This is a genomic window from Streptomyces sp. CNS606 (assembly GCF_000426325.1).
The window spans coordinates 41168-66013 of the sequence record NZ_AUFD01000012.1 but is presented as its reverse complement, the minus strand read 5'-3'; the positions used below and the strand labels follow the sequence as shown (position 1 = coordinate 66013).

Sequence of the window (24846 nt, the reverse complement as noted above, 5' to 3'; positions counted from 1 at the left end):
GTCGCCCCGGGGCGCCTCGCACACGCACGCACGGGGCGGGGTCCGTGACGGGTGCACCCGTCACGGACCCCGCCCCGTGGACGTCGCGTGACCCGTCAAGGGGTCAGCAGTTGGGGGCGCTCCAGAAGCGGCTGCCCTTGTTGCCCACGTGGGTGTGGTCGTTGTGTCCCGGGTAGCCCTGGCTCAGGATCTCCTCGAAGCCGGAGGTCTTGGCCGTGTTGTACATGGAGCACTGGGACGGGCCGCTGCCCAGGCCCAGGTCCGCGGCCTGTCCGGACATGTGGAGGCTGCTGGACGAGCCGCCGACGCTGCTGTTGCAGGAGACGCTGCGGAAACCGGAGGTGATGACGATCGGCCGGTCGCCGAGCTTGTGGCGCAGGGCCTCCAGCTGCCACATGATGCGGCGGATGTTCTGCTTGGCGGCGGCAGCGGAGACGCGTCCGCCGGTGAAGTCGTTCTCGCCGCAGCTGTCGTCGAACTCACTGAAGTTGAAGTGGGCCGGCGAGCAGTCGCCGTCCTGCAGCGAGTAGATCTTGCTGTAGGTGTTCGGGCCGGCGACGCCGTCGGCCGAAAGGCCGTAGGCGGACTGGAAGCGCTTGAGGGCGGCTTCGGTGGCCGGGCCGAAGGCGCCGTCGATGGCGATGTTCTGGCCGCTCGCCGCCCAGCCGGCGATACGCTCCTGAAGCTGGGCGACGTCGCTGCCGCTGGCTCCATTGCTGAGGTTCCGGTTCCAGGTGTAGCAGCTGTCCGCGACGGCGGGCTCCGCGGTGGCCACGTTCACCGTGACACCGCCGGCCACCAGCATGGCCGCGGCGAGAGCGGCACGCAGGCCACGATGGCGTCGGGTCATGTCTCCTCCAAGGGGGACGGGCGCTTCTCGGCACACCCGTCTTCAGGTTGTCATGCACATTAGGAGGAATCATTCCTGTGTCAAGACGACTCGGGACGATCGGCCGGGTGACCTGGTGAATCCCCTGGAGAAGAACGAAATTCGCGGGGAAAGCGGAATACCGTTCAAAGGCCCGACCATTGAAAGTCCCCCGAGAATTCCGCACGTTCTGTACGCGTGGCGCCCCGCGCGGTACAAGACAGCGGTGGCACGGCCCGATCGCCCCCCGAGGCGGAACCCGAGGAGGACCCCCATGCGCCGATCCGGCACCCCCACCGCGGAGCGCGGCAGACCCCCGCACCCCGCCGGACCCCCGCACCGTGACCGCCGCGGGCAGCGCCGCGGCCGCCCCCGCGGCTGGCTGCTGCTGGCGGCGGTGCTCACCCTGCTGCTCGGCGTCGCCGCGCCCGCCCAGGCGTACCCGCAGGCGTTCAATCCGACCCAGGACCGCGGCAACCGCGGCTCCGACGTCGTCGCGCTGCAGTACCTGCTCAACGCGCACGGGGCGAGCCTGTCCGCCGACGGCGTCTTCGGCTCCGGCACCGACGCCGCGGTGAAGTCCTTCCAGCGCTCCAAGGGTCTCTCCGACGACGGCATCGTCGGTCCGAACACCTGGTCCGCGCTCCAGGTGACCGTGCGGCAGGGCGACCGGGGTCCGGCGGTCAGGGCCGTGCAGCACCTGCTGAACGCCAAACGCGGTTCCGGCCTCGCGGTGGACGGCATCTTCGGGGGCGGTACGGCCGGCGCCGTGCGGACCTTCCAGAGCCACGCGGGCATCGGAGCGGACGGCATCGTCGGCCCGACCACCTGGCGCAACCTGCTCTGGCACTACGAAGCCGCCGACTTCGGCGGCCCGCTGTGCGACCAGGACCCGGACGGCAACGGCAACGCCAACTGGGGCACCGCCGCGGCGATCGGCCAGGTGGAGGCCGCGGCCTCCGCGTTCGGCGGCGGCAACGGCCAGGTCCCGCTGGGCGACGCCGGCTTCGAGCACGGCGGCGACATCCCCGGCCACGCCAGCCACGAACAGGGCATGGACGTCGACCTGTGGCCCATCCGCACCGACTCCGCGCAGTGCTCCGCCGGCCGCATCACCTGGCGTTCCGCCGCCTACGACCGGGCGGCCACCCGCAAGCTGGCGCAGGCGATCCGCAACACCGCGCCCGGGCACGTGAAGCTGATCTTCTTCAACGACCCGCAGCTGATCGCCGAGGGCCTCACCACCGAGTACCCCAACCACGACAACCACCTGCACGTCCGCTACTGCGAGCGGGTGCACCCCAGTTCGCTCTACGACTGCTGAACGCACCCGTGCGGGGTGGCGCCGGACGTCCTGCGCCACCCCGCACGGCCGGGCCGCCTACGGCCAGGTGACCACCGTCAGGGCGAGCACCGCGAGCAGCACCGTGACCGAGGTGCTGACCTTCAGCGCGCGGCGCCTGTCCTCCAGCCGCACGTCCCAGTCGGCGACGTCGCCGGAGAGCAGCCGCAGCACGGGCGTCAGCGCGCGTCCGGCGGCGAAGCCGGCGCCGGCGAGCAGGACCGTGCCGAGCCCGCCCCACAGCAGGAGCCCGGCGGCCAGGGCGTACGGCGCGCTCGCCGTCACGTAGGTGCGCACGCCGGTGCCCAGCTCGAAGCCGAACTGCAGGGTGCCGCGCAGCAGATGGCGCTGCAGGACCTCCTGCGGGATCTGCCGCGCGTTCTGCGGCAGCGGCAGCCGTACGGCTCCGGTGTCGCGCAGGACGCACAGCAGCGCGCAGAGCACCGCGGCGACGTGCCGCACCACCTCGGGTGCGGGGGAGAGCAGGCCGGACGCCAGCCAGAGCACCGTCGCCGACAGAAGGCCGCCCAGCAGCAGCCCGGCCGTCAGGGTGCCCAGGATGAGGGCCTGCCGGTGAATCGCTCGCCAACCTGGCGAGGCCAGCGCGTAGGCGCTGTTGCGGGTTCAAACGGAGCCGGAGAGCGACCAGCCCGCGAGGCCGCCGATCACCGCCCAGGTCAGCGGCGGCACGGTGGCCACCGCGACGGACGCGGCGCCCGCCAGCAGCAGCACGGGCACCAGCGGGCCGGTGAGCCGCGCCCGCCCTCGTCCGTGCGCCCCCGGGGGTGCGGTGGGGGAGTGGTCCACCTACACCGTCCCCGTCAGGTGCCGCCAGGTGACGGAGCCGACCACGCCGTCCACGGTGAGGTCGTGCGCGGTCTGGAAGGCCCGTGCGGCCTGCTCGGTGCGCGGCCCGAAGTTGCCGTCCACGGTGAGGTCGTGGCCGTGCTTGCGCAGCTGGCGCTGGGCGCCGCGCACGGCGTCGTCGATGTCGCCGCGCCGCACCGTCAGCACCAGCTCCGGCCAGGTCTGCTCGTCCACGGTGCCGGTGGCGTCGAGGCCGGCCTGCTCCTGGAAGAGGGTGACCTGCTCCTCGGTGTTCGGGCCGTAGATGCCGTCCGCCTCGGTCGCGAAGCCGTGGTGGGTGACCAGGTGCTGCACGGTGTAGGCGTCGGGGCCGGTGGTGCCGCTGCCGGTGGAGGGCCAGGAGACGGCACCGGGGCATCCGCAGTCGGTGGTGTGCCGGCAGATGGAACGCACCCATCCGGAGCCGGTGTTGTGGTAGCCGTCGTGGCAGCGGCGCTCGATGCCGCAGCCGCACGTGCCGCACTCCTTGCTGTACCGCCACAGCCAGCCGTCGTAGCTGCCGGAGTAGCACTGGTTGGGGCGCAGCGTCCAGGTCACGCCGTCGTTCTTGTGGAAGCCCGCGTGCGCGCCGGTGGTGGCGCACGCGGCGGCGAAGACGGTGCTCGGGCCGCAGCCGGGCGAGCAGTTGTGGTCCGAGGCGTAGCTGGGGCAGGAGCCGGTCCAGATGTCGTACCCGTCGGCGTACGCCTTGCGGGCGGCGGGGAACATGCCGAGCGCGGCGAACCCGACGGCGGTGGCCGCCTGGAGGATGCGGCGGCGGGTGGGCACCAGCCCGGCGAAGGCGGCGGTCTCCGGGTCGCGTCCGGCGCGGCGGCGGCGCGCGGGCCGGGCGTCCGGGCCGGGGGTGCGGAGCATCGGTACCTGTTCGAGGGTGGTCATCGCGCGCTCCTCAGCCGGCGGGGGAAGGTTTCGTCGAGCAGTTCGGACAGCGCGGCCACCGAGCCCAGGGGGACGGCGCGCAGGACGCGTCCGGCGCCGTCCACGGCCACCGCGAACGGGGTGGCGACGGCGTCGTACGTGGCGAACAGGTCGTCGCGCCCGGCGTGCACGGGCACGGTCGTGCCGGGGGCGCTGCCGTCCTCGCGGGCGTGGTCCTCGCGTGCGGCGTCCTCGGGGGCCGGGCCGGCGTAGAGGGCCGCCAGAGCGGGGCCGTCCTCGCTTCCGGCGGCCTTGCGCGCCTCGGCGAGCACGCCCGTGCAGGTGCGGCAGTTCGCGCTGAGGAAGAGCAGCACGCCGCCGTCCCGCTGCGCCTGCGGGCCGAGCAGTTCGGCCGCCTCCGGTGCGGCGCTCCCGGGTGCCGGGCCCAGCGGGGCGGCGGTCCGTACGGGGGAGGTGGCGCCCCGGGAGAGCTGGTGCACCTGGCGCACCAGCCCGGAGACCACCAGGGCGAGCAGCAGGATGGCCACCCAGGAGGCGATCAGGGCGCTGGTCATGAAGTCCACGTGCGGCCTCCGGAGGCGGGAAGGGGAGCGGGGGCGGAAGTGGGCGAGGCCGAGGGGGAGGACGCGGGGGAGGACGCGGGGTGGGCCTCCGGGTCGTGCAGCGCGGCCGGCAGCGTCCACAGCAGCAGCGCGAAGGCGGCGGCGGCCAGCGCGGCGGTGGCGGTCTGGGCGGTGGTTCCCGGCAGCGTCGGCGCACCGGCGAGGCCGGTGAGCACCCCGCCGGTGGCGGCGAGGGCGGCCAGCGCGGCGGCGCGTACCGTCACCCAGCCACTGAGCGGCAGCTCGCTGCGGGCGCAACCGCACGGCCCGCCGCGGCCGGAGGCGAGGACGTGGCGGGTGTAGACCGCGTACCCGGCGAACAGCAGCGCCGCGGCGCCCAGCACCAGGGCGAGCGCGTCGCGGGCGCCGGCGACCAGTGCGGTGGCGCCCGCGAGGCCGAGCAGCCCTTCGGCCACGGTGACCGCGGCAGCGGCCGCACGCACGGCTCCCGCGGGCAGAACGCCGTGGGCGTGCAGGGCGTCGGGCAGCCCGGCGGGCCGGGAGAGGTGCCCGGCACAGCCGGCGAGCAGCGCGAGCAGCGCCGCGCCCGCGGTGGCCGTCGCGAGGAACGTGGTCACGGGAACGGCCGCCTCAGACCGCGCGCAGCGTGCAGCGTGCGAGCAGGCCCGGGACGTCGTCCACCGTGGTGTCGGCGAGCGGGACCACGGTGGCCCACAGCCGGGAGCCGGACAGCACGAAGAACGGGCGTCCGTCGCTGAGCGTGTCCCGGTACAGCTCGCCGGTGGGCACCTTGCCGCCCTGCCACGGCGGGAGCTGGGCCGAGCGCTCCTTCGTACGGCGGGACATCTCCACCAGGCCGAGGCCGGGGACCTCCTTGAGGACGGCGGCCGGCCCGGCGAACCGGCAGTCGGAGCCGGCGTCCGGGGCGAGGGAGAGGCCGTCGTCGTGCTCGGTGATGCGGAAGGTGCGCAGCAGCGCGAGCACGTCCTCGATGCCGGAGCGGTACAGGCGCGTGACGAGGCTGTGGTTCCTGCCCTGCCAGGCGATCAGTGTGGGCGTCTCGACCAGCTGGGACTGCGGGTCGTACTCGCGGGTGGTGGCGGTGCGCAGGGTGCCGCCCTGGAAGGCGAGTTCGGTGTCGAACGCGTCGATGCCGAGGGAGGCGGCCATCCCTTCGGCCAGCGCGGCCGGGCCGGCCGTGAACTCGAAGAGGTGGCCTCCGACGACGAGTTCGACCGCGGAGGTGGCGGTGGACCTCAGATCGAGGTCGGTGCCCTCGATGCGGTACGACACGCCGTCGAGCGCGCGGTGGGCGACGGCGGACGGAGCCATGGCGACCTCCAGGAGGACCGGCGTGTGGTCGCCATAAGGGTCTGGACCACTCGGACGATCCCCCATCACAGCAGCTTGACCATGTACGGTCAATACACGCTGCGGCGCTCCGGTGATCGTCCTAGAACCTCCGCCCGGTTCCCCGCCGTGTCGCCGCGGAGCTCGGCCGCACCCCCGAAGCCGGGCATCGCCACCCCTCAGCCACGGACCACGACCGCTGTCGGCCCGGCGGCCGTCACCTCCCCGACCACGGGGTGCCCCGGTATCTCTCCCGCCAGCAGCAGCCCGCCGGACGTCTGCGCGTCGGCCAGCAGCAACCGTGCCTCCTCCGGCACTCCCGCGAAGTCGGTGTGCGGCGCCACCCACTCCAGATTGCGCCGGGTGCCGCCGCTGACGAACCCGTCCCGCACCGCCTCTCGCGCTCCCGGCAGGTACGGCACCGCTCCCGCGTCCAGCGTGACCGTCACCCCCGACGCGCGCGCCAGCTTGTACGCGTGACCCAGCAGACCGAAGCCGGTCACGTCCGTGCCCGCCTGTAGGCCCGCCGCGACGGCCGCCCCGGAGGCGTCCCGGTTCAGCGCCGTCATCGACGTGACCGCCTGCTCGAAGACCTCGCCGGTCGACTTGTGCCGGGCGTTGAGCACGCCCGTGCCCAGCGGCTTCGTCAGCGTCAGCGGCATGCCCGGGCGCGCTGCGTCCAGCCGCATCATCCGCGCACGGTCCACCACCCCGACCACGGACATCCCGTACAACGGCTCCGGCCCGGTGACGCTGTGCCCGCCCGACACGTGGCACGCCGCCTCGTGCGCCACGTCCCGCCCGCCGCGCAGCACCTCGGCCGCGACCTCCATCGGCAGCAGGTCGCGCGGCCACGCCAGCAGGTTGACGGCCGCCCACGGCGTGCCGCCCATCGCGTACACGTCCGACAGCGCGTTGGCGGCGGCGATCCGGCCCCAGTCGTACGGATCGTCCACCACGGGCGTGAAGAAGTCCGCCGTCGTCACCAGCGCCCGTTCGCCGTCCAGCGCCACCACGGCGGCGTCGTCCCCGCCGCCGGCCAGCCCCAGCAGCAGCTCCGCCGCCGGTCGCGCCGGCCCTTCGGCCAACCCGCCGACCAGCCCGTCCAGTTCGCCGGGCGGCAGCTTGCACGCGCATCCGCCGCCACCGGCGTACTCCGTCAGTCTCAAGCCTTCCATGCCCGGTAACCTACTTGCGACCAGCGGCGTCGTGCCCACGCTTGTCCACACCCCTGGTATGACGATCATGCCGGACGTAGACTCCGGCGCGGAGGCGGGCAGGCGCCTGGTGGCCCTCACGGTCTTCAACACCGATGTGGTCGGGCATCCCGGCCAGGCGGGTTCGATTCCCGTACGCCTCCGCCAGCCTCTTCTCCCTGACGAGCGGCAACCGCCCGATCTTCCACCTTGCCGCGCCGAGAGAACGGCGCGAAGAGCCGACCCGAAGAGCCCGAACGGAAGACGGGCGAAGAACCACCCGCCGTGGGCGAACTCAACAAGCCCGACCGTCTGATGGCACGCCCGTGCCATCCCTCGCCTGGCCTTCGAGCCGGTCGGTGCCGTTTCGTGTCGGGGGCGCCCTTTCCCTGCCGCGCGCCCCCGGTGGGCTCCCGTCGCACGCTTGACCGGCTGGGTGAACCTGGCCGACCGTGCCGTGCCCGTCCCGCACAATCCGGCATATGCCACTAGCGTCCCGGCCGGGGAGTGGGCGCCCGTTCGCACGCAGCCGCGGGCGCCTCCTCACGGGGCCGGGCACGCAGCGCGTCACATCGCTGCCCGAGGGCGCGCAGCCGTCACAGCCCGGCCCCGTCTCGAGCACCACGCCCCCGTCTGGCCCTCACGGGCCGGGCGGGGGCGCTCTCGTCATGCCCGCGCGCGGCTACTTCTCCGACCGGTAGAAAACCTTCCCCCGGTTCTCCTCGGCGCCCAGCGCCTTGTAGAAGGCCAGCGCCGTCGGGTTGTCGCGGTCCGCTGTCCATTCCACCCGGGAACAGCCAGTGTCCGTTGCCTCGTCCCGAAGCGCGTCCATGAGCGCACGTGCGATACCGCGCCGCCGTGCCCCCTCGCGCACGTACAGCTCCTTCAAGTACAGCGACGACTCAGCGCCAGAGGCCGGCCACAGGAAGGTGTACGACGCCATCCCTAGGACCTGCCCACGATCGCGGGCGAGTAGCACCGTCGCGGCAGGCCGGTCACCGAACAGCGCTGCCCGTACCTGCGCGAGATCGCCGGGCACGTTGTCGCCGCCGTAGTACGCCTCGATCTCCCCCAGCAGCGTGGAGATCGTCTCGGCGTCCGTCTCGGTCGCCCGGTCGATCGTCACCATGTGGGCCAGTCCCTCCCTCGTCCGGAGGGCAGCGCCAGCGTCTCGCGGAGCACCCGCACCTCCGGCACCGTCTGTGCCTGCCGCGGAACCCTATCCGCGAGCTGTTCGGCACGGTAGATGATCAGGGCGGAGCGGTGCTCCCGGGGCAGTTCCTCGATGGCGGCGGTCGCGGTGATAGCTGCCCCGGCGAGGTCGCCGTCCTGCACTATGCACATGGCCTGGTCCAGGCGGATCAGGGTGCGGTCGGTGAGGTCGTCGGCCGGGTACAGGGCGAGCGCCTGCCCGTGGTTCTCGGCGGCCCGCGCGGTGTCCCCGAGGTGGGTCCACGCGTTCCCTGCGTGGAACCGGAGCTGGTTCTCCGAGTAGCCGAACGCCGATCCGATCTGCCCCTGCTCGGGGAGCCGTTCCAGCGCTACTTCGGCGCGCTCCAGCGCACCCGCCGCCGCTTCTGGGCGGCCGAGCACGGCCAGGGCGCGGGCCTCCAGCGGCGCCGCCAGCGCGGGGCCGACGCACGGCAGGCCACCGGCGAGCTGCTGGGCGCGCGCGGCGAGTTCGACGGCGCTGTCCATGTCGCCGAGGTAGTACGCCTGGTACGCCTGGTGGGCGTAGATCCACGACATGGCAGCCCGGTCCTCGGCGGCGGCAGCAGCGGCCCGCCCAGTGCGCCACCAGTCCCGCGCCGTCGGGTCGCCCATCTTCAACAGCGTCAGGGCCATCAGGCCGGCCATGTGTGCGCTGGCGAGGGTGAGGCGCCGCCGCACGGGGGCGGGGTGCCGGTGGGTGAGCACCAGCCGCAGGTCGGCGAAGTCGTCCACCAGGTCGGCGAGCAGGTTGCCCTCTGGCCGGGTACGGGTGGCGCGGCCGTGCCGGGCGACGGTGTACTCCCAGTCGTCCAGGCCGGCATCGGTCATCGGCCCGGCGGCGAGCGCGTCGTGGAGCCCTTTTTGCAGCGCGCCAGCGCGGGCCTGAACGGTCGCGGCCGGGTCGACGGACGCCAGGGCGGTGAGTTCTCCGCCTGCGTCGAGGGCGTGGTCGAGTGCGTCGGCGATGGCTCGGGTCGGTCGCCGCCGGTCGTGCTCCAGGTCGGAGACGTAGGACTTCCCGACGGAGGCGAGGGCTGCGACGTCTCGCAGGGAGCGGCTGCCGCGTAGTTCCCGGAGTCGGTCTCCGAACGTCTGGCTCATGGCCTGCTCCTCTCTGTCCGCAGTGTCCGCGCTGTCCGCAAGGGAGCGGACATCAGCGGACGGTCAACTCCTGTGCGTGACCGTGCAGGTGAGAGACGTTACTCGCATGACCGCGACGAAGGACCCGATCCGGCACAATCCGACCCCGCCGGTCGACGCGCTGCCGGTGGATGTCGACACCATCCGCGCCACCATCAGCCGGGCCCTGGCCGAAGGGCCCGCGCCGCGCTACGCCACGCTGGAGGAGCTGGAGGGCCTGCTGCGCGGGCACGTGCAACTCCTCCTGCCCGAGGCGCAGGAGGCCGGGGCGCCGCGGAACCTGCTCGCCTCCACCCGCGTGCACCTGAAGGAGGGGATGGGCGAGGGCCTGGTGTCCGCGCGGGTTCACGTCCGCGAGCTCGCCTACGACGCCCGCGCACTCCTCCGCTGCGTGGAGGCCGGGCGGTGAGCACCGAGCCGACAGTACGGATCTGCCGGACCTGCGGGCTGCCTGCGCTGCTGGAGCCGCACGAGCACCGCGCCGACGACCCGTGGGCCTGCCCGCCGTGCCTGGCGCACCTCACGCGGGAGGACGCCACGCACGTCCCCGCGTGGGCCGCGCGGCTGGCCCGCCCACTCCGGGTTGTCGCATGAGGCGCACGCCCCGAGAGGCCATCTCCAGCGCGGCCGGCCCGCTCCTCGCCGCCACGATCACCGCCGCCTGCGTCGCCGTCGTCGTGCTCGCCGTGTGGGGCCGAACCACATGACCGCGCAGCTGTCGTGGGTGCGCGGCGCCTGCTGGCTCTGGTGCGAGCGGCGGGACATCCTGGTGACGCCGATCGGGTACGTCCCCTGGAAGGGCGAGGAGCTCCCGACGTTCGCCTGCGCGGCGTGCGTCGCCCGCCTCCGGGTGCAGGTACGGCACGCCCTGGCCGCACCCACCCGCCAGCAGCGGGCACCGCGCCGGGCCGCGGCCGTGCCGCCCGCCCGGATCACCGCATCGACCATCCGCGTCGGCGACCACGTACACCTCCGCCGCGACCGGCCCCCACTCCGGGTGGCCGCCCTGCACGCCCTACGAGGCGGGGGCCGGCGCCTGTACCTCGGCGACGGCACCACCTACGAACTCCGGCCCCGCCGCGTCCTGCGCGGCTACCGCCCATAGACCCCGCCCCCGGGGCGCATCCGCCAAGACGACCCCGGGGGCGGTGACCACCAGATCATCCGACCAAGGGAGACCAGTGGACATCCACCAGCTTCTCACCCCCGAGCAGCGTGTCGACGTCGTCGCCACCGTGCTCGACAACAACAAGGGCATGCAGATGCCCATGGCCACGCGGATCGTGGACGAGGCCGTGAAGTGGGTCGCCGCGTGCGCCCAGTTCCCGGACGCGCGCATCGCCCCGTCCCGCGTCGTGGACGAGGGCTGGCACGCCCTGATCCTCCACACCGCCCTGTACGCGCAGATGTGCGAGCAGCTGGGCGGGTTCGTGCACCACTACCCTGAGCGTCCCGACCCGGAGCGCTGGGACCCGCGCGTCATCGACCGCACCACGAGCCTGATCGAGGAGGCCGGGTTCACCGTCGACTACGACCTGTGGACGGCGCCCGGCAAGGAGCTGGTGTCCGTCGCGGCGGACTGCCAGCACTCCGACGACGGCGGGCCGATCGTGACCATGCCGAAGCCCAAGGGCTGACCAGAGGAGACACCGTGACGGAAGACGAAGCCCGCAAGGTCGCCCGCGCCCTGGAGCTGATCGGTCTGCCCGGTGAGCCCGGGCCCGCCGACGGAGCCACGCCGGACGGCGCGTGGCGGATCTGGCACGACGGCCAGGACGTCACATTGCCCTCCCTCGATGCGCTGATCGCCCGCCTGGGCGGCGAGCGGCTGGAGCCGGGATGGCACGACGGCCGCCCGGTGCGCGGCTTCGTCTTCCCCGACGCCGGTCGCGGCTGACCCGAGACCGGCCCCGTCCGTCTGCTTCCCCCGTGGCGGATGGACGGGGCCTCACCGGCCGACGAGGTCCGCCAGGTCAGCTCGGAGTGCGTCCGCGATCTGGATGAGGTGGTCCAGCCGTGCGGACCGGCTGCCGGTTTCGATCCGCCACACCGTGTCGGAAGAGATCCCGGCCGCGGCGGCGAGGCCCTCTTGCGTGAGATTCGCCAGCATGCGGGCGGTGGCGATGTTCCGGCCGATGCGCAGGCGCTCGCGAGCCACGCGGTCGCTCGGCTCGGATCGGACAGGCACCCGATCTACGAGCGCTGCCGTGAGCATCGACTTTGCGGTGGCCGGCTCGTGTGAGCACGACGCGGGCTGCGGTCGCCGCTTCTCCGGGTACGCCAAGCCGCGGCTCGAAGGCAGCCCCAGCCGTCCCTGATCGCATGCCCCGGCCCGCAGACCGGCCCGGCCGAGCACGAATTCGATGCCTCACCTACGTACGTGCGTGTGCACGCGCACCCGCTTCTACAGTCAGGAGCCCTGACGAGGCAAGGAAGGCGGCGCGGTCAAGCCGTCAGTACGCCTCAGAAGAGCACTAGAACCGCTCATTTTCGGTCCCCCGTGTGTCATATGCGTCACCCTGAAAGAAGTATTAGGAGTCATGGCGTGAGTCACACTCATTGCTCCTGACCTGCAAAAATACACATGACGGTTTGTCAGTCTCTCTAGGTCGAGCGAGCAGGGAGGTCGACTTGAGGGGTTGCGTGCGTGCAAGATGGGCCTTGCGCATTGCTTCTGGTGTGATTCACGTCACACGTTCCGTGGAGCACCGTTGCTCAGCGCCCAGACATGGCGAGAGCCCCGCCCTCGGTGCCGGCCAAGCAACCAAGAGGACGAGGCCCTCTCTCCCATACCGTCTGCAGGCAAGGCCCCGACCTCTGGTCGGGGCTTTGCTAGTCCCTAGAGATCCTCTCCAGGAACTCCCGCCCGGCCCTGTAGGCCGTGTACAGCGGGCCCAGCCAACGGATCCGGTTGTACCAACGGCCCGCCGTGCTGTCGTCGCAGCGGCATCCCTCCGGCCTGGCAGCCATCGGGTCACCTCCTTCTGGAGCCCTTCCGGGCTCCTTCCATGGGGCCCCTTCGTGGACCCCATGGAGTAACCCACGAAGCCGAAGGCCCCACCGGAGGTGGTGGATGACCCAACACAGTACCGGCCCGGGCGTTGAAGGCTCGGCACGCCAACTAGCGGAAGCCCAAAGCGAAGTCGGCACGAAGAGTGACACCGAGTGCCGCGGAGCTGATGCCCCGTCACCAAAACCGGCAGGAGGTCATGCAGTTGACCTGCCGAGGGGTCCATGGGGCTGTCGGGGACTCAGTGCCAGGCGCACAGGCAAGAGTTGTGTAAATCACACCACGCAAGCCCATGGAGGTGTTCTTTGTCTCGTACGAGCATCCAGCCGCTCAGGAGCTAAGTTCCACAAAGGGCCTGACGAGAGCCGCTTCTGAACCCTGCAACGCGCGACGTACTTGAACGTGAACATGAAGTCCGCCGTCCCGACTGCCTCGGCACACCAGGAGAGCACCGAGCTCGCGGTGCAGCGCGGTCACTTGGGCGGCGGTCTCCCCGGCGCGCTTGTCGGCGTGTGCGGCGTCGCGGTCGGTGGCCTGGGTCCGGGTGAGCAGCTGGCCGGTGGCGAGGTCGCCGAACGGGCGCCGCAGCCAGGGCGGCACGGGCGGGTCGAGGGGCTCACGGTGTGGCCACCGGAGGTGGTGATGTCTCGCCGTGCGGCGGTGTGTTCTGCGAGCGGTCGAGGGACGGGACGGGACGTGGCGCGGGCGATGGCCGCGCGGTGCTCCAGCGCGCTGAGGCTGTCGCCGGCGGCAGGTGCAGGCACCTCGTGGGGCACGGGTGATGTGGGCGGACGTGCGAGTGCGTCGGGGACCATCCGGTCGGGACGGTCGCCCTCGAGGGAGGAGGCGTAGGCGGCGACGGCGCGCTGCAGCAACTCGGTCTCGCTGCGAGCCTGGCCGAGTCGGCGGCGGGTGGGTGCCGTCCTCGACCACGTCGGCGGGCAGCCACAGATGCGTCTCGACCTTCGCCCGGGACAGCGCCGGATACAGGGTGTTGGCCTCAGTGCCCACGCCGTGCGCCAGCGCGTACCTGGGTGGTGAGGCCCCGGGCGGCGGCGATGGTCATGGCGTAGCCGTGGGAGAGGGCGCCGGCGGCGATCTGGGCGGCGCTCAGTTCCGCCGAGAACACCTGGGGGCGGCCGTCGTCGCCGTTGCGGCGCCACTGGATCCGTTCCCCGTCCGGGCTGACGGTGGTGACGACGCCGCGGAAGCCGTTGAGCACGCCGACGGCGCCGGGTTCGGTCTTGTCCATGCGTGGTGTGCGCGCCGGCCCCAACAGCCCTCTGGCGGTGAACCTCGATACGACCGCAGGCCCTCTCTTTGCGAAGGGCCTGCCCGCCACGTCGCCCGGAAGGTCGCGACGCAGCGGCGTGAGTAAAAGATCAGCCGTCACCTCGCCGGCCTGGCGCTGCGGGCGCGCTGGGAGGCCCATGCCGGAAGCACGGCTGGGCCGGCAGAGTGCCGGCGTACGCGGCGACGTCCTGGGCGGGACGCCGCGCGTATGCGGTGATGGCCACCGCGATGTGGGAGGAGACGGCAGCGGTGAGCAGCGCTCCGTGGGCCGCAGGAGTGCGGGCGGGGCGGCGGCAGCCACGTGAGCGCGGTGGCCTGTCTCGCCCACAGACGATGACTCCTGGCAACCCCGCGGTCACCGGGCCGGGCGATCAATGTGGTGGGCGGTTCTGCGTTCGTTCCGCTCCGGGGCCTCCGCCGCGCCCGGCTCACGGAGCGGGAGTAGCGTGTGCTGGCCTCCTCTCCCGTGCTGTGAACGGGGGCGGTGACGGGCCAGGACGAGGAGCGAGGGTGAAACGGAAGGCGGGCCGCGCGTGGCGGGCGCCGGGGATGGCCGGGCTGCGCCACCCCACCCAGATGATCGCCACCGCTTTCGCCACGGCGGTGCTGGCCGGTTCGGTCCTGCTCTCGCTGCCGGTGGCGACGGAGTCGGGCACCCGTGCGGATTACGTCGACGCGCTGTTCACGTCCACCTCTGCGGTGTGCGTGACCGGTCTGATCACCGTGGACACCCCCACCTACTGGTCGACCTTCGGGGAGGTCGTCATCCTGGTGCTGATCCAGGCCGGAGGGCTCGGGATCATGACGCTGGCCACCCTGTTCGCCGTGCTGGTCTCCCGGCGCCTGGGCCTGCGTGCCCGGTTGCTGGCGCAGGCGGAGACCAAGTCCCTCACCCTGCGCGACCTGCGCCGCGTGGTCCGCAACATCGTGCTGTTCAGCCTGGGCACCGAGGCCGTGGTCGCCACCGTCCTGACCACGGCGTTCGTGGCCGGCCACGACCAGCCGCCCGGCCGGGCGCTCTACGACGGGGTGTTCCATGCGATCTCGGCGTTCAACAACGCCGGGTTCTCCCTCAACAGCGACAGCCTCATGCGGTACGTGGGCGATCCGTGGGTCAGCCTGACCATCAGCGTCGCCGTCGTCGTCGGCGGTCTCGGCTTCCCCGTGATCTTCGAGCTGCTCCGGTCCTGGCGCAGCCCGCGCACGTGGTCGGTGCTGACGCGCCTCACCCTGGGCCTGACGGGCGCGCTGCTGGTGGCGGGCACCCTGGTCATCACCTTGGCGGAGTACACCAACCCGGGCACCCTGGGGCCGCTGTCCTCCCCCCAGAAGTGGCTGGCGGGGTTCTTCGCCTCCGTCAACGCCCGCACCGCCGGATTCAACAGCATCGACGTCGCGGCCCAGGGACCGGAGAGCCTGCTCGCGACGGACATCCTGATGTTCATCGGCGGAGGCAGCGCCGGCACCGCCGGGGGTATCAAGGTCACCACGTTCGGCGTGCTGGCCTTCGTGATCTGGGCGGAGATGCGGGGCGAGCCCGGGGTGACGGTGGGGCGGCGTCGCATCCCGGACGCCAATCAGCGTCAGGCCCTCGCCATCGTGCTGATGAGCGTCGGGGTCGTGGTCTGCGCGACCTTCGTCCTGCTCGGAGTGAGCGACTACGGTCTCGACCGGCTGCTCTTCGAGGCCGTCTCGGCGTTCGCGACCGTGGGCCTGTCCACGGGAATCACCGCCGACCTGCCGCGTGCCGGGCAGTGCGTCCTCGTCGCGCTGATGTTCATCGGCCGCATCGGCCCGCTCACCCTCGCTTCCGCCCTGGCGCTGCGGAACCGCACGCGTCGCTACGAACTTCCCGAGGAGAGGACCATCGTTGGCTGACCACAGGGACGAACCCGTCGTCGTGATCGGGCTGGGCCGCTTCGGCAGCGCCCTGGCCCTGGAACTGACGGAACGCGGCACGGAGGTGCTGGCCGTCGACAGTCGCCCCAAGGTGGTGCAGGCCCTGTCCGGTGAACTCACGCACGCCGTGGCGGCCGACTGCACCGACATGGAGGCGCTGCGCCAGCTCGGCGTGCCGGACTTCTCCAAGGCCGTGGTGGGGATCGGCACCGACATCGAATCCAGCATCCTGGCCACCTCCCTCCTGGTGGAGCTGGAGATCGAGGACATCTGGGCCAAGGCCATCAGCCGCCAGCACGGCCGTATCCTCGATCGCATCGGTGCCCATCACGTCGTCTTTCCCGAGCACGACATGGGCGAGCGCGTCGCCCACCTGGTCTCCGGCCGCATGCTGGACTACGTCGAGGTCGACCCCAACCACGCCATCGTCAAACTCAAACCGCCACGCGACCTGGTCGGTGTGACCCTGCGGGAGAGCCGTGTCCGCAGCCGTTACGGGCTCACGGTGGTGTCGGTGAAGACCACCGACGGCGAGTACAGCCACGCCGCGCCCGACACCGTCCTGAACTACTCCGACGTCATCCTCGTCCTCGGCCGCATCGACGACGTCGAACGCTTCGCCGCGAGCAACTGACCGCGCGGACCCGCGACAGCGGCGTGCGGCGGGCGACGCGGCGTCAGGCGCGGGAGGGGTGGGGGCCGGGGCCCGGGGACGGGGAGGGAAGGGCGGTGGTCACGGGCACCCGGGCGGTGACGCGGAAGGTGGAGCGGGTGGGCCGCTGGACGGCCAGCGTGCCGCCGAGTGCCGCCAGGCGCTCGCGGAGGCCGGTGAGGCCCGTCCCGTCCCCACCGTCGCCGGCCGCGTCGGTGCGGGAGCCCGTGTCGTTCTCCAGCACGAGCACCGCCTCGTGGCCGGTGATCCGCAGCGAGACGGTGCAGACGGCCGAGCCGTGCGCGTGCCGCAGGACGTTCGTCGTGCCCTCCCTGACCACCCAGCCGAGCGCGGACTGCACCGGCTCGGTGAGGGATTCGACGTCGGGGACGTCATCGGTGGCGACCCGGCACTTCACCCCGGCGGCGCTCAGCACCCGGCGCGCTCCGGCGAGTTCCGCCGACAGGTCGGCGCGGCGGTAGGCACGTACGACGTCGCGCACTTCGCGCTGCGAGTCGCGGGCCAGGTGCTGCACCTCGTCCAGTTGTCGCGTCGCCTTGTCCTCGACGCCGCGGCGTGCCAGCTCCGCCGCCAGTTCGCTCTTGAGCGCGATGACGGCCAGATTGCGTCCCAGCACGTCGTGCAGGTCGCGTGCGAAGCGCAGGCGCTCCTCCGCCACGGCGAGTCGGGTCTGCACCTCCCGGGCGGCGGCCAGTTCCCGCAGCACGGCGACGTACCACCCGGTGGAGCGCTGGGTGAACAGCAGCGCGGGCGCGACCGCGAGGGCGACGACGGTGGTCGTCGCCAGGTCGGACCAGGCCCGGCCGCCCGCCGCCGCCGACGCCATGGCGAAGGCGACGAAGCCGGCGTGCAGCAGGAGGTAGGTGCGCATCCGGACGACCAGCGCGAGGACGCAGAGCACCGGGGCGCTCATGCTGAGGAACACCAGGCCGTGCAGGACTCCGTCCCCGGTCTCGGCGACCGTCACGGGGCCGGTGGCCAGGATCGTGCTCACCGCCAGTACCACCAGCAGGGGGAACAGGCGCATCCCCGCCAGGGAGCCGAGACCCAGGTACACGTCCAGCGCGGGGCCCGTGAGCCTGGTCGCCAGGGTGCACTGGGCGAGGCCGAGGACGAGGACGCCCCAGGCCAGGGAGGCGGCCAGCGGGGAGCGGCCTGCGAGGGCGAGGAGCTGGGGACCGCCGGCCAGGAACACGAGCCACGGCATCGCGCCGAGCATCCACCGCGTCGACGCCTCGACCTGCGCATGCCTGCTGCGGTCGTGCCACTGCCGGTGTCTCTCCTGAGCCCACCCGTACACGCCTGTCTCCTCGTCCTGTCCTCGTCCAGTCCTCGGGCCGGGCCCTCAGCGGCGCGGCTCCCAGCGGAACCTGGCCGACACCAGCCACGCGGCCAGCGCGATCCAGGCCGCACCCACGGCCACCGCGCGCAGCCACTCGCCCACGTCCAGGGAGCCGGCCCAGCCTCCCCTGACGAGTTCCATGATCGGAGAGAAGGGCAGGAAGCCGCACACCGTCTCGAACGTGTCGGGCAGCACCTCCAGCGGGATGACCACTCCGGATCCCATGAAGGTGATCAGCATCAGCGGCAGCGTCGTGATCTGCGCCGCCTCCGCCGATCGGCTCCACATGGCCGTCACCGCGGCCGCCGCCACGGCCAGTGCCAGCCCCATCACCAGGCCCAGCAGGGACAGCACCACCTGCTGCGGCGCGGTGACGTCGAAGGCGATCACCGCGCCCACCGTCAGCAGCGTGATCTGCGCCAGCGCGAGGACGACGGTCGGCAGCGCGCACGCCGCGAGGATCTCCGCGTCCCGGGGCTCGCCGCAGCGCAGCCGCTTGAGGACCAGTTCCTCCCGGCGCACCACGAAGAAGCCCACGAGGTTCGCGTACACGCTGAAGAGCAGGACGAACCCGATGGACGCTGCGAGGATCACCGAGCCCACGGAGAGCCCGGTGCCGCCCAGGTCGACGTTCTCCACGGTGCTGCGCACGAGGAAGGTCAGGGCGACGGGGAGGAGCAGGGCGACCACGAGCGCGGTCTTGTTGCGCAGCAGCAGGGTCAGTTCGGCGCGGCTGAGGGCGCCCAGCCTGCCGCCGCTGGTCGTACGGGCCACGCCCGCCGGGGCGGGGGAAGTCGTCGTGCTCATGCGATACCACCTTCTCCAGGGAGGCCCCGCCTGCGCTTCCTGTGCACGCTCGGAGCGGGGCGCGGCTGCCGGTCCGGTGCCGGCACCGCGTCGGACTGGGCCGGCACCGTCTCGGGGTGTGCCGGTACGGGGCAGCGCGCCCTACGCATGCGCGACCTCCGCCTTGGCCGTTCCCGACTCGCCGTCGTCGGCGCGTGCGATGTCCAGGAAGGCTTCCTCGAGCGTTCCGGAGCGGGCGTCCAGCGCCTCCAGCGTGACGTTCTGCTCGTGTGCCCACTGCAGGAGCGCCCTCAGGGTCTCCTGCAGCGTCGTGGTGCGGATCTCGGCCCGGCGCCCCTCGACCGTCGCGCGCAGCGCCTGCGGCAGCCGGTCCTCCTCGACTCCCGCGGGCAGCAGGAAGCGGATGTGGGCGGGCTGCGCGGCGGTCACCTCGGAGGGCGTCCCCGCGGCGACGATCCGGCCGTCCCGCATGATCGCCAGTCGGTCGGCGAGTTCCTCGGCCTCCTCGAGGTAGTGCGTGGTGAGCAGCACCGTGGTGCCCTCGTCGCGCAGCCCCCGGACCAACTCCCAGGTGTCACGGCGCCCTTCGGCGTCCAGGCCGGTCGTGGGCTCGTCGAGGAACAGCACCTCCGGCCGGCCCAGCATGGCGAGCGCGAGGTCCAGGCGTCGCCGTTCGCCGCCGGAGAGCTGCTTGACGCGGACGTCGGCGCGCCGGCCGGCGAGACCCACCAGGCCGAGCGCCTCCTCGACGGGACGGGCGCCGCTGGTGCACCCCGCCCACATGCGGGCGGTCTCGGCGACGGTGAGTTCCGAGGCGAACCCGCCTTCCTGGAGCATCACCCCGGTCCGGTGGCGGACGGCCGCCCGCTCCGAGTAGGGGTCGTGCCCCAGCACGCGCACGCTTCCACCGCTCGGCCGGGCCAGCCCTTCGAGCAGTTCGACGGTGGAGGTCTTGCCCGCCCCGTTCACCCCGAGGAGGGCGAAGACCTCGCCGGCACGGACGGAGAAGCTGATGCCGCGCACGGCTTCGAAGCCTTCCGCGTAACTGCGTTTCAGTTCGTCCACTTCGATCGCGTTCATGTCTCCAGCTTTCCGTTCTCGGAGGATGAGGAGCAGTGCGTGTCGTCACGACGTCACATGAGGTATGTCATGCCGGGGGCCCGGCGCGAGCCGGGGCTACCCGGCGCGGGACGGCACCGGCACCCCGCAGGCGGCGAACAACCGTTCCTGCGCAGCGTCCACGCGCGAGAGGCGATGGCGGCGTCCGCCGTCATGGCGGAAGGTCAGCTTCCGGACGCGGTTCAGCTCGCCGGCGATGCTCGCCCACGGCCGGGCGGTGCGGAGCTCCGCGACGCTGGTCAGGAGCAGAGCGAGCCAGCACAGCAGGACGTGTGCCCGGCCCCGGTCCTCCAGGCGGTGGTACACCGGCTGGAAGTAGCGGGGAGAGGCCATGGCGGAGAAGGCCCGCTCGGTGCCGAGCAGGGCGGCGTAGCCCGCTGCCGCCTGCTCCGTCCCCACGTCGGAGGTCAGGGGCGTCAGCAGGTGGGCGCCGTCCAGCCGGGCGTCCCCGTCGATCGCGTCCGGGTCGACGACGAGCGAGCCCGTGCCGGGACACCGGGTGAGCCACCGGCCCAGGAGCGGGTGTCCGAGGAGCTCCTGTTGTGCGGAGGAGTCCGGGCCGCCCCGGCGGGACGAGTCAGCCGTCGTCCTGGCCAGCTCCGCTGCGACGAGGTCCAGCTGCGCGGCGCGCTGCACAGCCTCGTGTTCGGCCTCCCGGGCACTGCGCCACAGCACGCGGCGGCGCCGGCCGTCCTCGCCCAGGCGCAGGTCGCGGACCGTCAGGTCCGTCCCGACGCGGCGGTGGCGGCCCTCCAGATGGGGGAGGGTCTCGCCCGCCTCGGGGCTCGTCCGCAGGCTCTCGCCCGTCACCACGAGGGGGCGTAAACCCGGTTCGGAGGCGAGGAGCTGGGAGCGTCTGGAGCTGCGCACGACGACGGTGCGCAGGGAGTCCGCCGCCGCGGAGCCCGGGTCGTCCGCGAGGCAGTCGCCCGGGGCGGAGGCCGCGTCCTCCGCGTGCCACGACCAGCAACCGACCGGCAGTCCCTCGTCGGTGACGGCGAGACCCACCAGGAGCGGGGGCAGCCCGTCGGTGCCCGGGACGTCGAAGAACACCAGGTCCCGCTGCCGGGACGAGGCCCACGCCTTCGGCGCACCAACTGCCCGTGCCATCCCCTCCCGCACCGTGCGACGGAGGTCCGCCTCGCGTTCCAGGAGGAGGTCCATGGCGGCCAGCGCGGCGCCGTTGCCGCCCAGTTCGGGCAGGCCCGGAACCACCACCTCCTCCGCGGCCCACCGGTCCAGGGGTCTCGGAGACTCCGGGGCGAGGGCGCGGTTGGCGACCAGGGCGAAGACGACGCGCTCCGTGTCGGCGTCGCCCAGCAGGCGGGTCAGTGCCGGCCCGATGCCCAGGGCCCGCCACAGACCGTCCAGCAGCCAGGCGGCGCCGACCGGGCGCGCGGCCTCGACTTGCGGCAGGTTCTCGGAGAGCGGCCGTGTCGCGTCCGACGTCTCGCCGAGGTAGCGGTGGATGGAGTCGGCCAGGCGCCGCAGCACCCCGGGATCCAGGGCGTCCTCGCGGCCGAAGCTGAGCAGGATCTCGGCTCGCGTCGTGCCGCCCACGCGCTGATTCCTCGCGATCTGGAGGTAGCGCACGACGCGGCCGTCACGGTTCTTTCGCTGTGTCTTCCTGAGATACATGCCCGCAGTGTTCCCAGATCCGCCAGCAGAATCTTATTTTGCGGCGCAAATTGTGTGCCCACAGGAAGAGCTAGTAATTTCCCTAGTGTGATACAGATCACAGAGGGCCCCCTTGGCCGGGTCTTTAACTGCGCTTATCGTCAACTGCGCGCCATCAGAAATGAGTTCGACTTCACGGTGTCCCTCGACCAGGGCACCCAAGGTGATGATCTTTCTCCGATTGGTTGGGGGATTCTTCTCATGGCTTACGCGCAGGTTAAGGGCTGTCCAGGATTCAACGACGAGGCGACGCCCGGCGATCGTGGATTCATGTCCCTGCGCGGTGGGAAAAGGTCCGGACTTTGCGTCCGGCTCCCTCTCGAAGAGCGGACCACCGCCACCCGGAACTGATGGCCGAACCCCAGAGCTGCCCGGCGGTAATCGCCGGGTGTGGCCGAGGCGGCACCGAGCCGTCCCGGTGATCGCGTTCCACCGAGACACAGGAGGCTCCGCATGGAGCAGAAGATCGCCACGTTCATGAACGGGCAGGAGTTCGGCTCGCTCGAGAACGGCTTCCACGAGACCGCGCCCGCCCCGGTCATGGGTACCCCCGTGGCCGCCGTCGCCACCTGCTGGTACGTCGCCGGCGGCGTGGCCGGCGCGGGCGCCGTCGTCGGCGCCTACACCTGGGGCGTCGCCAACGGCTGACCGGCCCCCGCCGGTCTGCTCGACCCCCGCACCATCACCTTCGTGAACCGCATCAAGCAGAGGAGAGTGCAATGAGCCGTATCACCGAGAGCGTGATCGCCGTCACCCCGGAGAAGCTGGACGACGGTGCCACCACCGAGCTGGGCGCCATGGCGCCGGTGCAGGCGACCCCGGGCTTCGTGGCCTTCGGCGTCGGCTTCGCCGGTGGCGCGGGCGTCGCCTGGCTGGGCGTGCAGGCCTACGAGGCCGGCGTCAACGACTGACCCGTCCCCTTTGACGGTTCAGCACTGAGAAACTCCGTCGGTATTTCGTAACACATTGCGAGGGCCGGACACGGAGGAAAGCTGCCGGGCCGCGCCGCAATCGCGGCCCGGCAGCCCATTCGTCATCGTACGCCCACGTGCGTCGGCCTGCTGCAGTGCGAAGGAAACCATCGGTATGAAGTTGGTCAAGAAGATAGCTTCCTCTGTGTTCTCGCCGGTACCGGTGAGTCGAGACCAGGCAATAGGTGTCGCGGAACGTCTTGCTGCACTCTCGAGTCTCTCCTCCTCGCTGGAATACCTCTCCCAGTACAAGAGCCTCGAGCCCGGTGGCCTCAATGACTGGGAGATCATGCGGAGGAGGCCCGAGAGCAAGTCTCCGTTGATCCAGCGCGCCACCCACGCGGTGAGCGGTCGCCGGACGACCCTGGCCATCCATGCCGCGCGCGTCGCCGCGAGCACCGCCATGCTGCTGCCCGGCGACCATCGCCGGCGTGCGGTCGGCAGCCTGTTCCTGGCGGCGAGCACCACCCTCCTCCAGGCCCGCCACAGGTACGGCACCGACGGTTCGGACCAGGTGGCGACCCAGGTGCAGACGGTCACCGGGCTGGCGCGTCTGGTGTCGCGCCCGGAGACCAAGGACGCGCTGATGTGGTACCTGGCGCTGCAGGCGACGATGTCCTACGCCTGCTCCGGCTGGGCGAAGCTGGCCGGTGAGAAGTGGCGTGACGGTTCGGCACTTCCCGGAGTGATGCGCACCCGCACCTACGGATTCGGGACCGCGTACGAACTCCTTCGCAAATACCCCCGCACGAGCAAGCTGGTCCAGCACGGTGTGCTGGCCATGGAATGCGGATTCCCCGTCATCTATCTCTTCGGCGGGCGCCTCACCCGTCCGCTGGTCGCCGCCGCGGGCAGTTTCCACGTCGCCAACGCCTTCGTCATGGGCCTGGGCCGGTTCATGACGGCCTTTCCGGCGATGCACCCGGTGCTCGCCTACACGACGGCGCCCCGCAGCCACCCCGCCGTGGCCGGCCGGGACGACCGCATGGCCAAGACCGCTCTGGTGCTCCTCGCCGGCGGTGTGACGGCGGCGTCCGCCCTGATGGCCGCGCGCCGCGCCCGCGTCGTGAGCGGCTGGCCGCACTCGCGCACCGTCACCACCCGGCACGGCAACGTGCTCAGCTACGACGCCGGAGGCAGCAAGGCCGACCACGGCCCGGTCATCGTCTTCAACCACGGACTCGCGTCCACGGCCGAGCACTTCTCCTGGATGGCCGAGCGCCTGACCTTCGACCTCGACCTGCCGCTGGTGACGTACTCGCGCGCCGGCTACGGCCCCAGCCGCCGGCACCGGACCGCCGGCTACACGCTGCAGGAGTCCGCCGACGACATCGTCGACCTCGTCGAGGCCGCCGTACCCGCCGGGCGTCCCGTGGTCCTCGTCGGCCACTCCCTGGGCGCGGAGTTCAACCGGCGCGCCGTGGCGCAGCTCGGTGACCGCGTGGCCGGCGTCGTCCACCTCGACCCGACCCACCCCGCGCAGCTCGTGCGGTCCGACAAGCAGCGCAAGGGTGGAGAGCTCTTCACCGACTCCATCCAGGAGCTGGCGCGGTGGACGCGGATGGGCTTCGGCGCGCTGATGGCCCGGCCCAAGTGGGTGGACGACCTCCCCCGCCCGTACCGCGAGAAGGTGTTCGCGATGTACACCGACTCCCGGATGTGGAGCGCGGCGTCCCGCGAGTGGAACACCGTCCAGGCCGAGTTCGACGGCTGGTCGGAGAACCTCGGGCCGCTGCAGGCCCCCGGCCTGGTGCTCGCCGCCCAGATGACCGTGGACGTCGACCCCGAGCAGCTGCTCATGTACCACGACATCGCCAAGACCCATCAGGCCGCCGGTGAGAGCGGCGAGGTCACCGTGCTCGAGGGCGCGGGTCACGACACGATGCTCACCGACGCCCGCCAGGCCCGCACCGTGGCCGACCACATCGCGGCGTTCGTCCGGGACCACGTCCCCGGGGGCGCGCAGGGGACCAACGAGAAGCTGCAGTCCGCGAAGCTGCCGACGGGGAGTGAGACCGAATGAGCCCGCGCACTCTGATCAGGGACGCCTTCACCGGCCACGGCACCGTGACCCGGCTGGCCGGCGCGGCGCTGCTGGTGACCACGCTGGCGTCCCAGCACCCCCACCCCGCCTTCGAGCGGGCCCGGGACAGGGACCTGTTCTCCTTCATCCCCAACTGGAAGTTCTTCGCGCCCAATCCGGCCACCCACGACTTCCACTACCTCTACCGGACGCTCGACGAGAACCGGGAGACGTCGGAGTGGGTGGAACTGGAACTCATCAAGGACCGGCGCATGAGCCAGGCGTTCTGGTTCGCCTCCCGGCGGCGGGAGAAGGCGGTGTTCGACATCTGCAGCGCCATCCTCAAGGGCATCGGCAAGGGTGAAGACCCCACCCCCACCGCGCCGTTCCGGGTGCTCGCCGCGTTCTTCTCCAAGCTCATCCTGGACGCGCCCAACGCCTCCCACGTCCGCGGCTACCAGTTCGCGATCGTCCGGGCGTCCGGTCACGACGAGGGCGAGGAGCCCGAGGTCCTGTACGTCTCCGCCTACCAGCCGCTGGACTCGGCCGCCGCGAAGCCCGTACCGGCGGCCGCCTGAACCCACCTGGTCCGGGGCCCGCCCCCAGGCGCCCCGG

General features: G+C 72.1%; 29 protein-coding genes and 1 tRNA gene. 14 read left to right on the top strand and 16 right to left on the bottom strand.

The annotated features are described in order from the left end of the window. Nucleotides 1-103 precede the first annotated feature (103 nt). A complete protein-coding gene (locus K304_RS0109945) occupies nt 104-850 on the bottom strand; it encodes a M15 family metallopeptidase (RefSeq protein ID WP_027763623.1) in 747 nt (248 codons plus the stop codon). A 292-nt stretch (nt 851-1142) separates the two neighbouring features. Between K304_RS0109945 and K304_RS28250 the strand changes: the two genes are divergently transcribed. Beyond that, nucleotides 1143-2192 carry a penicillin-insensitive murein endopeptidase gene (locus K304_RS28250; protein WP_078528869.1) on the top strand — a complete coding sequence of 350 codons (1050 nt, stop codon included), beginning with the start codon at nt 1143-1145 and terminating at the stop codon, nt 2190-2192. Between the two features lie 57 nt (nt 2193-2249). On the opposite strand, the gene K304_RS0109935 is transcribed toward K304_RS28250, so the two are convergent. The 7 genes from K304_RS0109935 to selD form a co-directional block, all read right to left on the bottom strand. Then, nucleotides 2250-2717 carry a hypothetical protein gene (locus K304_RS0109935; protein ID WP_106965563.1) on the bottom strand — a complete coding sequence of 156 codons (468 nt, stop codon included), beginning with the start codon at nt 2715-2717 and terminating at the stop codon, nt 2250-2252. 117 nt (nt 2718-2834) lie between these two features. Beyond that, nucleotides 2835-3017: a hypothetical protein gene (locus K304_RS0109930; RefSeq protein WP_027763621.1), complete on the bottom strand. Its 183-nt coding sequence runs from the start codon at nt 3015-3017 to the stop codon at nt 2835-2837. Beyond that, entirely contained in the window at nt 3018-3956 is a 939-nt protein-coding gene (locus tag K304_RS0109925; RefSeq protein ID WP_027763620.1) for a peptidoglycan-binding domain-containing protein, read from the bottom strand. Continuing rightward, a complete protein-coding gene (locus tag K304_RS0109920; RefSeq protein ID WP_486591624.1) occupies nt 3953-4510 on the bottom strand; it encodes a hypothetical protein in 558 nt (185 codons plus the stop codon). The genes K304_RS0109925 and K304_RS0109920 overlap by 4 nt, the downstream gene beginning before the upstream one ends. Next, complete coding sequence (locus K304_RS28245; protein ID WP_486591617.1) at nt 4507-5136, bottom strand: MauE/DoxX family redox-associated membrane protein; 630 nt, start codon at nt 5134-5136, stop codon at nt 4507-4509. Before K304_RS28245 ends, K304_RS0109920 begins: the two co-directional genes overlap by 4 nt. 13 nt (nt 5137-5149) lie before the next feature. Next, entirely contained in the window at nt 5150-5851 is a 702-nt protein-coding gene (locus tag K304_RS0109910) for a hypothetical protein (RefSeq protein WP_027763618.1), read from the bottom strand. Nucleotides 5852-6048: 197 nt separating this feature from the next. Next, nucleotides 6049-7047, bottom strand: coding sequence for a selenide, water dikinase SelD (gene selD / locus K304_RS0109905; protein ID WP_027763617.1), 999 nt, complete (start codon nt 7045-7047; stop codon nt 6049-6051). 90 nt (nt 7048-7137) lie between these two features. On the opposite strand from selD, the gene K304_RS33320 reads away from it, so the two are divergent. Continuing rightward, nucleotides 7138-7233 (top strand) — tRNA-Sec (locus tag K304_RS33320). A gap of 514 nt (nt 7234-7747) precedes the next feature. Here the strand turns inward: K304_RS33320 and K304_RS0109900 are convergent. Next, nucleotides 7748-8194 (bottom strand): GNAT family N-acetyltransferase, encoded by a 447-nt coding sequence (locus tag K304_RS0109900; protein ID WP_037789840.1) that lies wholly within the window; start codon nt 8192-8194, stop codon nt 7748-7750. Then, nucleotides 8188-9378 (bottom strand): helix-turn-helix domain-containing protein, encoded by a 1191-nt coding sequence (locus K304_RS28240; RefSeq protein ID WP_037789838.1) that lies wholly within the window; start codon nt 9376-9378, stop codon nt 8188-8190. The genes K304_RS0109900 and K304_RS28240 overlap by 7 nt, the downstream gene beginning before the upstream one ends. A 106-nt stretch (nt 9379-9484) precedes the next feature. Between K304_RS28240 and K304_RS0109890 the strand changes: the two genes are divergently transcribed. The 5 genes from K304_RS0109890 (at nt 9485) to K304_RS0109865 (ending at nt 11314) form a co-directional block, all read left to right on the top strand. After that, nucleotides 9485-9826: a DUF6415 family natural product biosynthesis protein gene (locus K304_RS0109890; protein ID WP_027763615.1), complete on the top strand. Its 342-nt coding sequence runs from the start codon at nt 9485-9487 to the stop codon at nt 9824-9826. Then, entirely contained in the window at nt 9823-10011 is a 189-nt protein-coding gene (locus tag K304_RS0109885) for a hypothetical protein (RefSeq protein ID WP_027763614.1), read from the top strand. Before K304_RS0109890 ends, K304_RS0109885 begins: the two co-directional genes overlap by 4 nt. Before the next feature lie 109 nt (nt 10012-10120). Next, nucleotides 10121-10522: a hypothetical protein gene (locus K304_RS28235; RefSeq protein ID WP_037789835.1), complete on the top strand. Its 402-nt coding sequence runs from the start codon at nt 10121-10123 to the stop codon at nt 10520-10522. Nucleotides 10523-10598: 76 nt separating this feature from the next. Further along, nucleotides 10599-11054 carry a hypothetical protein gene (locus K304_RS0109870; protein WP_027763613.1) on the top strand — a complete coding sequence of 152 codons (456 nt, stop codon included), beginning with the start codon at nt 10599-10601 and terminating at the stop codon, nt 11052-11054. Nucleotides 11055-11068: 14 nt separating this feature from the next. Beyond that, nucleotides 11069-11314, top strand: a complete 246-nt coding sequence (locus tag K304_RS0109865) for a hypothetical protein (protein WP_027763612.1) — start codon at nt 11069-11071, stop codon at nt 11312-11314. A gap of 51 nt (nt 11315-11365) precedes the next feature. Here K304_RS0109865 and K304_RS0109860 read toward each other — a convergent pair whose 3' ends face one another. Both K304_RS0109860 and K304_RS0109845 read right to left on the bottom strand, forming a co-directional pair. Further along, a complete protein-coding gene (locus K304_RS0109860; RefSeq protein WP_158687326.1) occupies nt 11366-11575 on the bottom strand; it encodes a helix-turn-helix domain-containing protein in 210 nt (69 codons plus the stop codon). A gap of 1852 nt (nt 11576-13427) precedes the next feature. Next, a complete protein-coding gene (locus K304_RS0109845; RefSeq protein WP_027763609.1) occupies nt 13428-13679 on the bottom strand; it encodes a hypothetical protein in 252 nt (83 codons plus the stop codon). Nucleotides 13680-14230: 551 nt separating this feature from the next. On the opposite strand from K304_RS0109845, the gene K304_RS0109840 reads away from it, so the two are divergent. Together K304_RS0109840 and K304_RS0109835 are read left to right on the top strand one after the other, a co-directional pair. Next, nucleotides 14231-15598, top strand: coding sequence for a potassium transporter TrkG (locus tag K304_RS0109840; protein WP_037789830.1), 1368 nt, complete (start codon nt 14231-14233; stop codon nt 15596-15598). Then, nucleotides 15591-16253: a potassium channel family protein gene (locus tag K304_RS0109835; protein ID WP_027763607.1), complete on the top strand. Its 663-nt coding sequence runs from the start codon at nt 15591-15593 to the stop codon at nt 16251-16253. Before K304_RS0109840 ends, K304_RS0109835 begins: the two co-directional genes overlap by 8 nt. 43 nt (nt 16254-16296) lie before the next feature. Here K304_RS0109835 and K304_RS28230 read toward each other — a convergent pair whose 3' ends face one another. The 4 genes from K304_RS28230 to K304_RS0109815 all read right to left on the bottom strand — a co-directional run bounded on the left by K304_RS28230 (nt 16297) and on the right by K304_RS0109815 (nt 21198). Then, complete coding sequence (locus K304_RS28230) at nt 16297-17592, bottom strand: histidine kinase (protein ID WP_051308207.1); 1296 nt, start codon at nt 17590-17592, stop codon at nt 16297-16299. Nucleotides 17593-17637: 45 nt separating this feature from the next. Beyond that, a complete protein-coding gene (locus tag K304_RS0109825; RefSeq protein ID WP_027763606.1) occupies nt 17638-18441 on the bottom strand; it encodes an ABC transporter permease in 804 nt (267 codons plus the stop codon). 141 nt (nt 18442-18582) lie between these two features. After that, nucleotides 18583-19521 (bottom strand): ABC transporter ATP-binding protein, encoded by a 939-nt coding sequence (locus K304_RS28225; protein ID WP_037789827.1) that lies wholly within the window; start codon nt 19519-19521, stop codon nt 18583-18585. Nucleotides 19522-19617: 96 nt separating this feature from the next. Next, complete coding sequence (locus K304_RS0109815) at nt 19618-21198, bottom strand: hypothetical protein (RefSeq protein ID WP_158687325.1); 1581 nt, start codon at nt 21196-21198, stop codon at nt 19618-19620. An 87-nt stretch (nt 21199-21285) separates the two neighbouring features. Between K304_RS0109815 and K304_RS33315 the strand changes: the two genes are divergently transcribed. The 5 genes from K304_RS33315 (at nt 21286) to K304_RS0109795 (ending at nt 24809) form a co-directional block, all read left to right on the top strand. Continuing rightward, nucleotides 21286-21588: a hypothetical protein gene (locus K304_RS33315; RefSeq protein WP_158687324.1), complete on the top strand. Its 303-nt coding sequence runs from the start codon at nt 21286-21288 to the stop codon at nt 21586-21588. 102 nt (nt 21589-21690) lie between these two features. After that, entirely contained in the window at nt 21691-21885 is a 195-nt protein-coding gene (locus K304_RS0109810) for a hypothetical protein (RefSeq protein WP_027763604.1), read from the top strand. 71 nt (nt 21886-21956) lie between these two features. Beyond that, entirely contained in the window at nt 21957-22148 is a 192-nt protein-coding gene (locus K304_RS0109805) for a hypothetical protein (RefSeq protein ID WP_027763603.1), read from the top strand. A gap of 349 nt (nt 22149-22497) precedes the next feature. Next, on the top strand, nt 22498-24231 hold the full coding sequence (locus tag K304_RS28220; RefSeq protein WP_078528867.1) for an alpha/beta fold hydrolase: 1734 nt from the start codon (nt 22498-22500) through the stop codon (nt 24229-24231). Then, nucleotides 24228-24809, top strand: a complete 582-nt coding sequence (locus tag K304_RS0109795; RefSeq protein ID WP_027763602.1) for a hypothetical protein — start codon at nt 24228-24230, stop codon at nt 24807-24809. The genes K304_RS28220 and K304_RS0109795 overlap by 4 nt, the downstream gene beginning before the upstream one ends. The last annotated feature ends 37 nt before the right edge of the window (nt 24810-24846 follow it).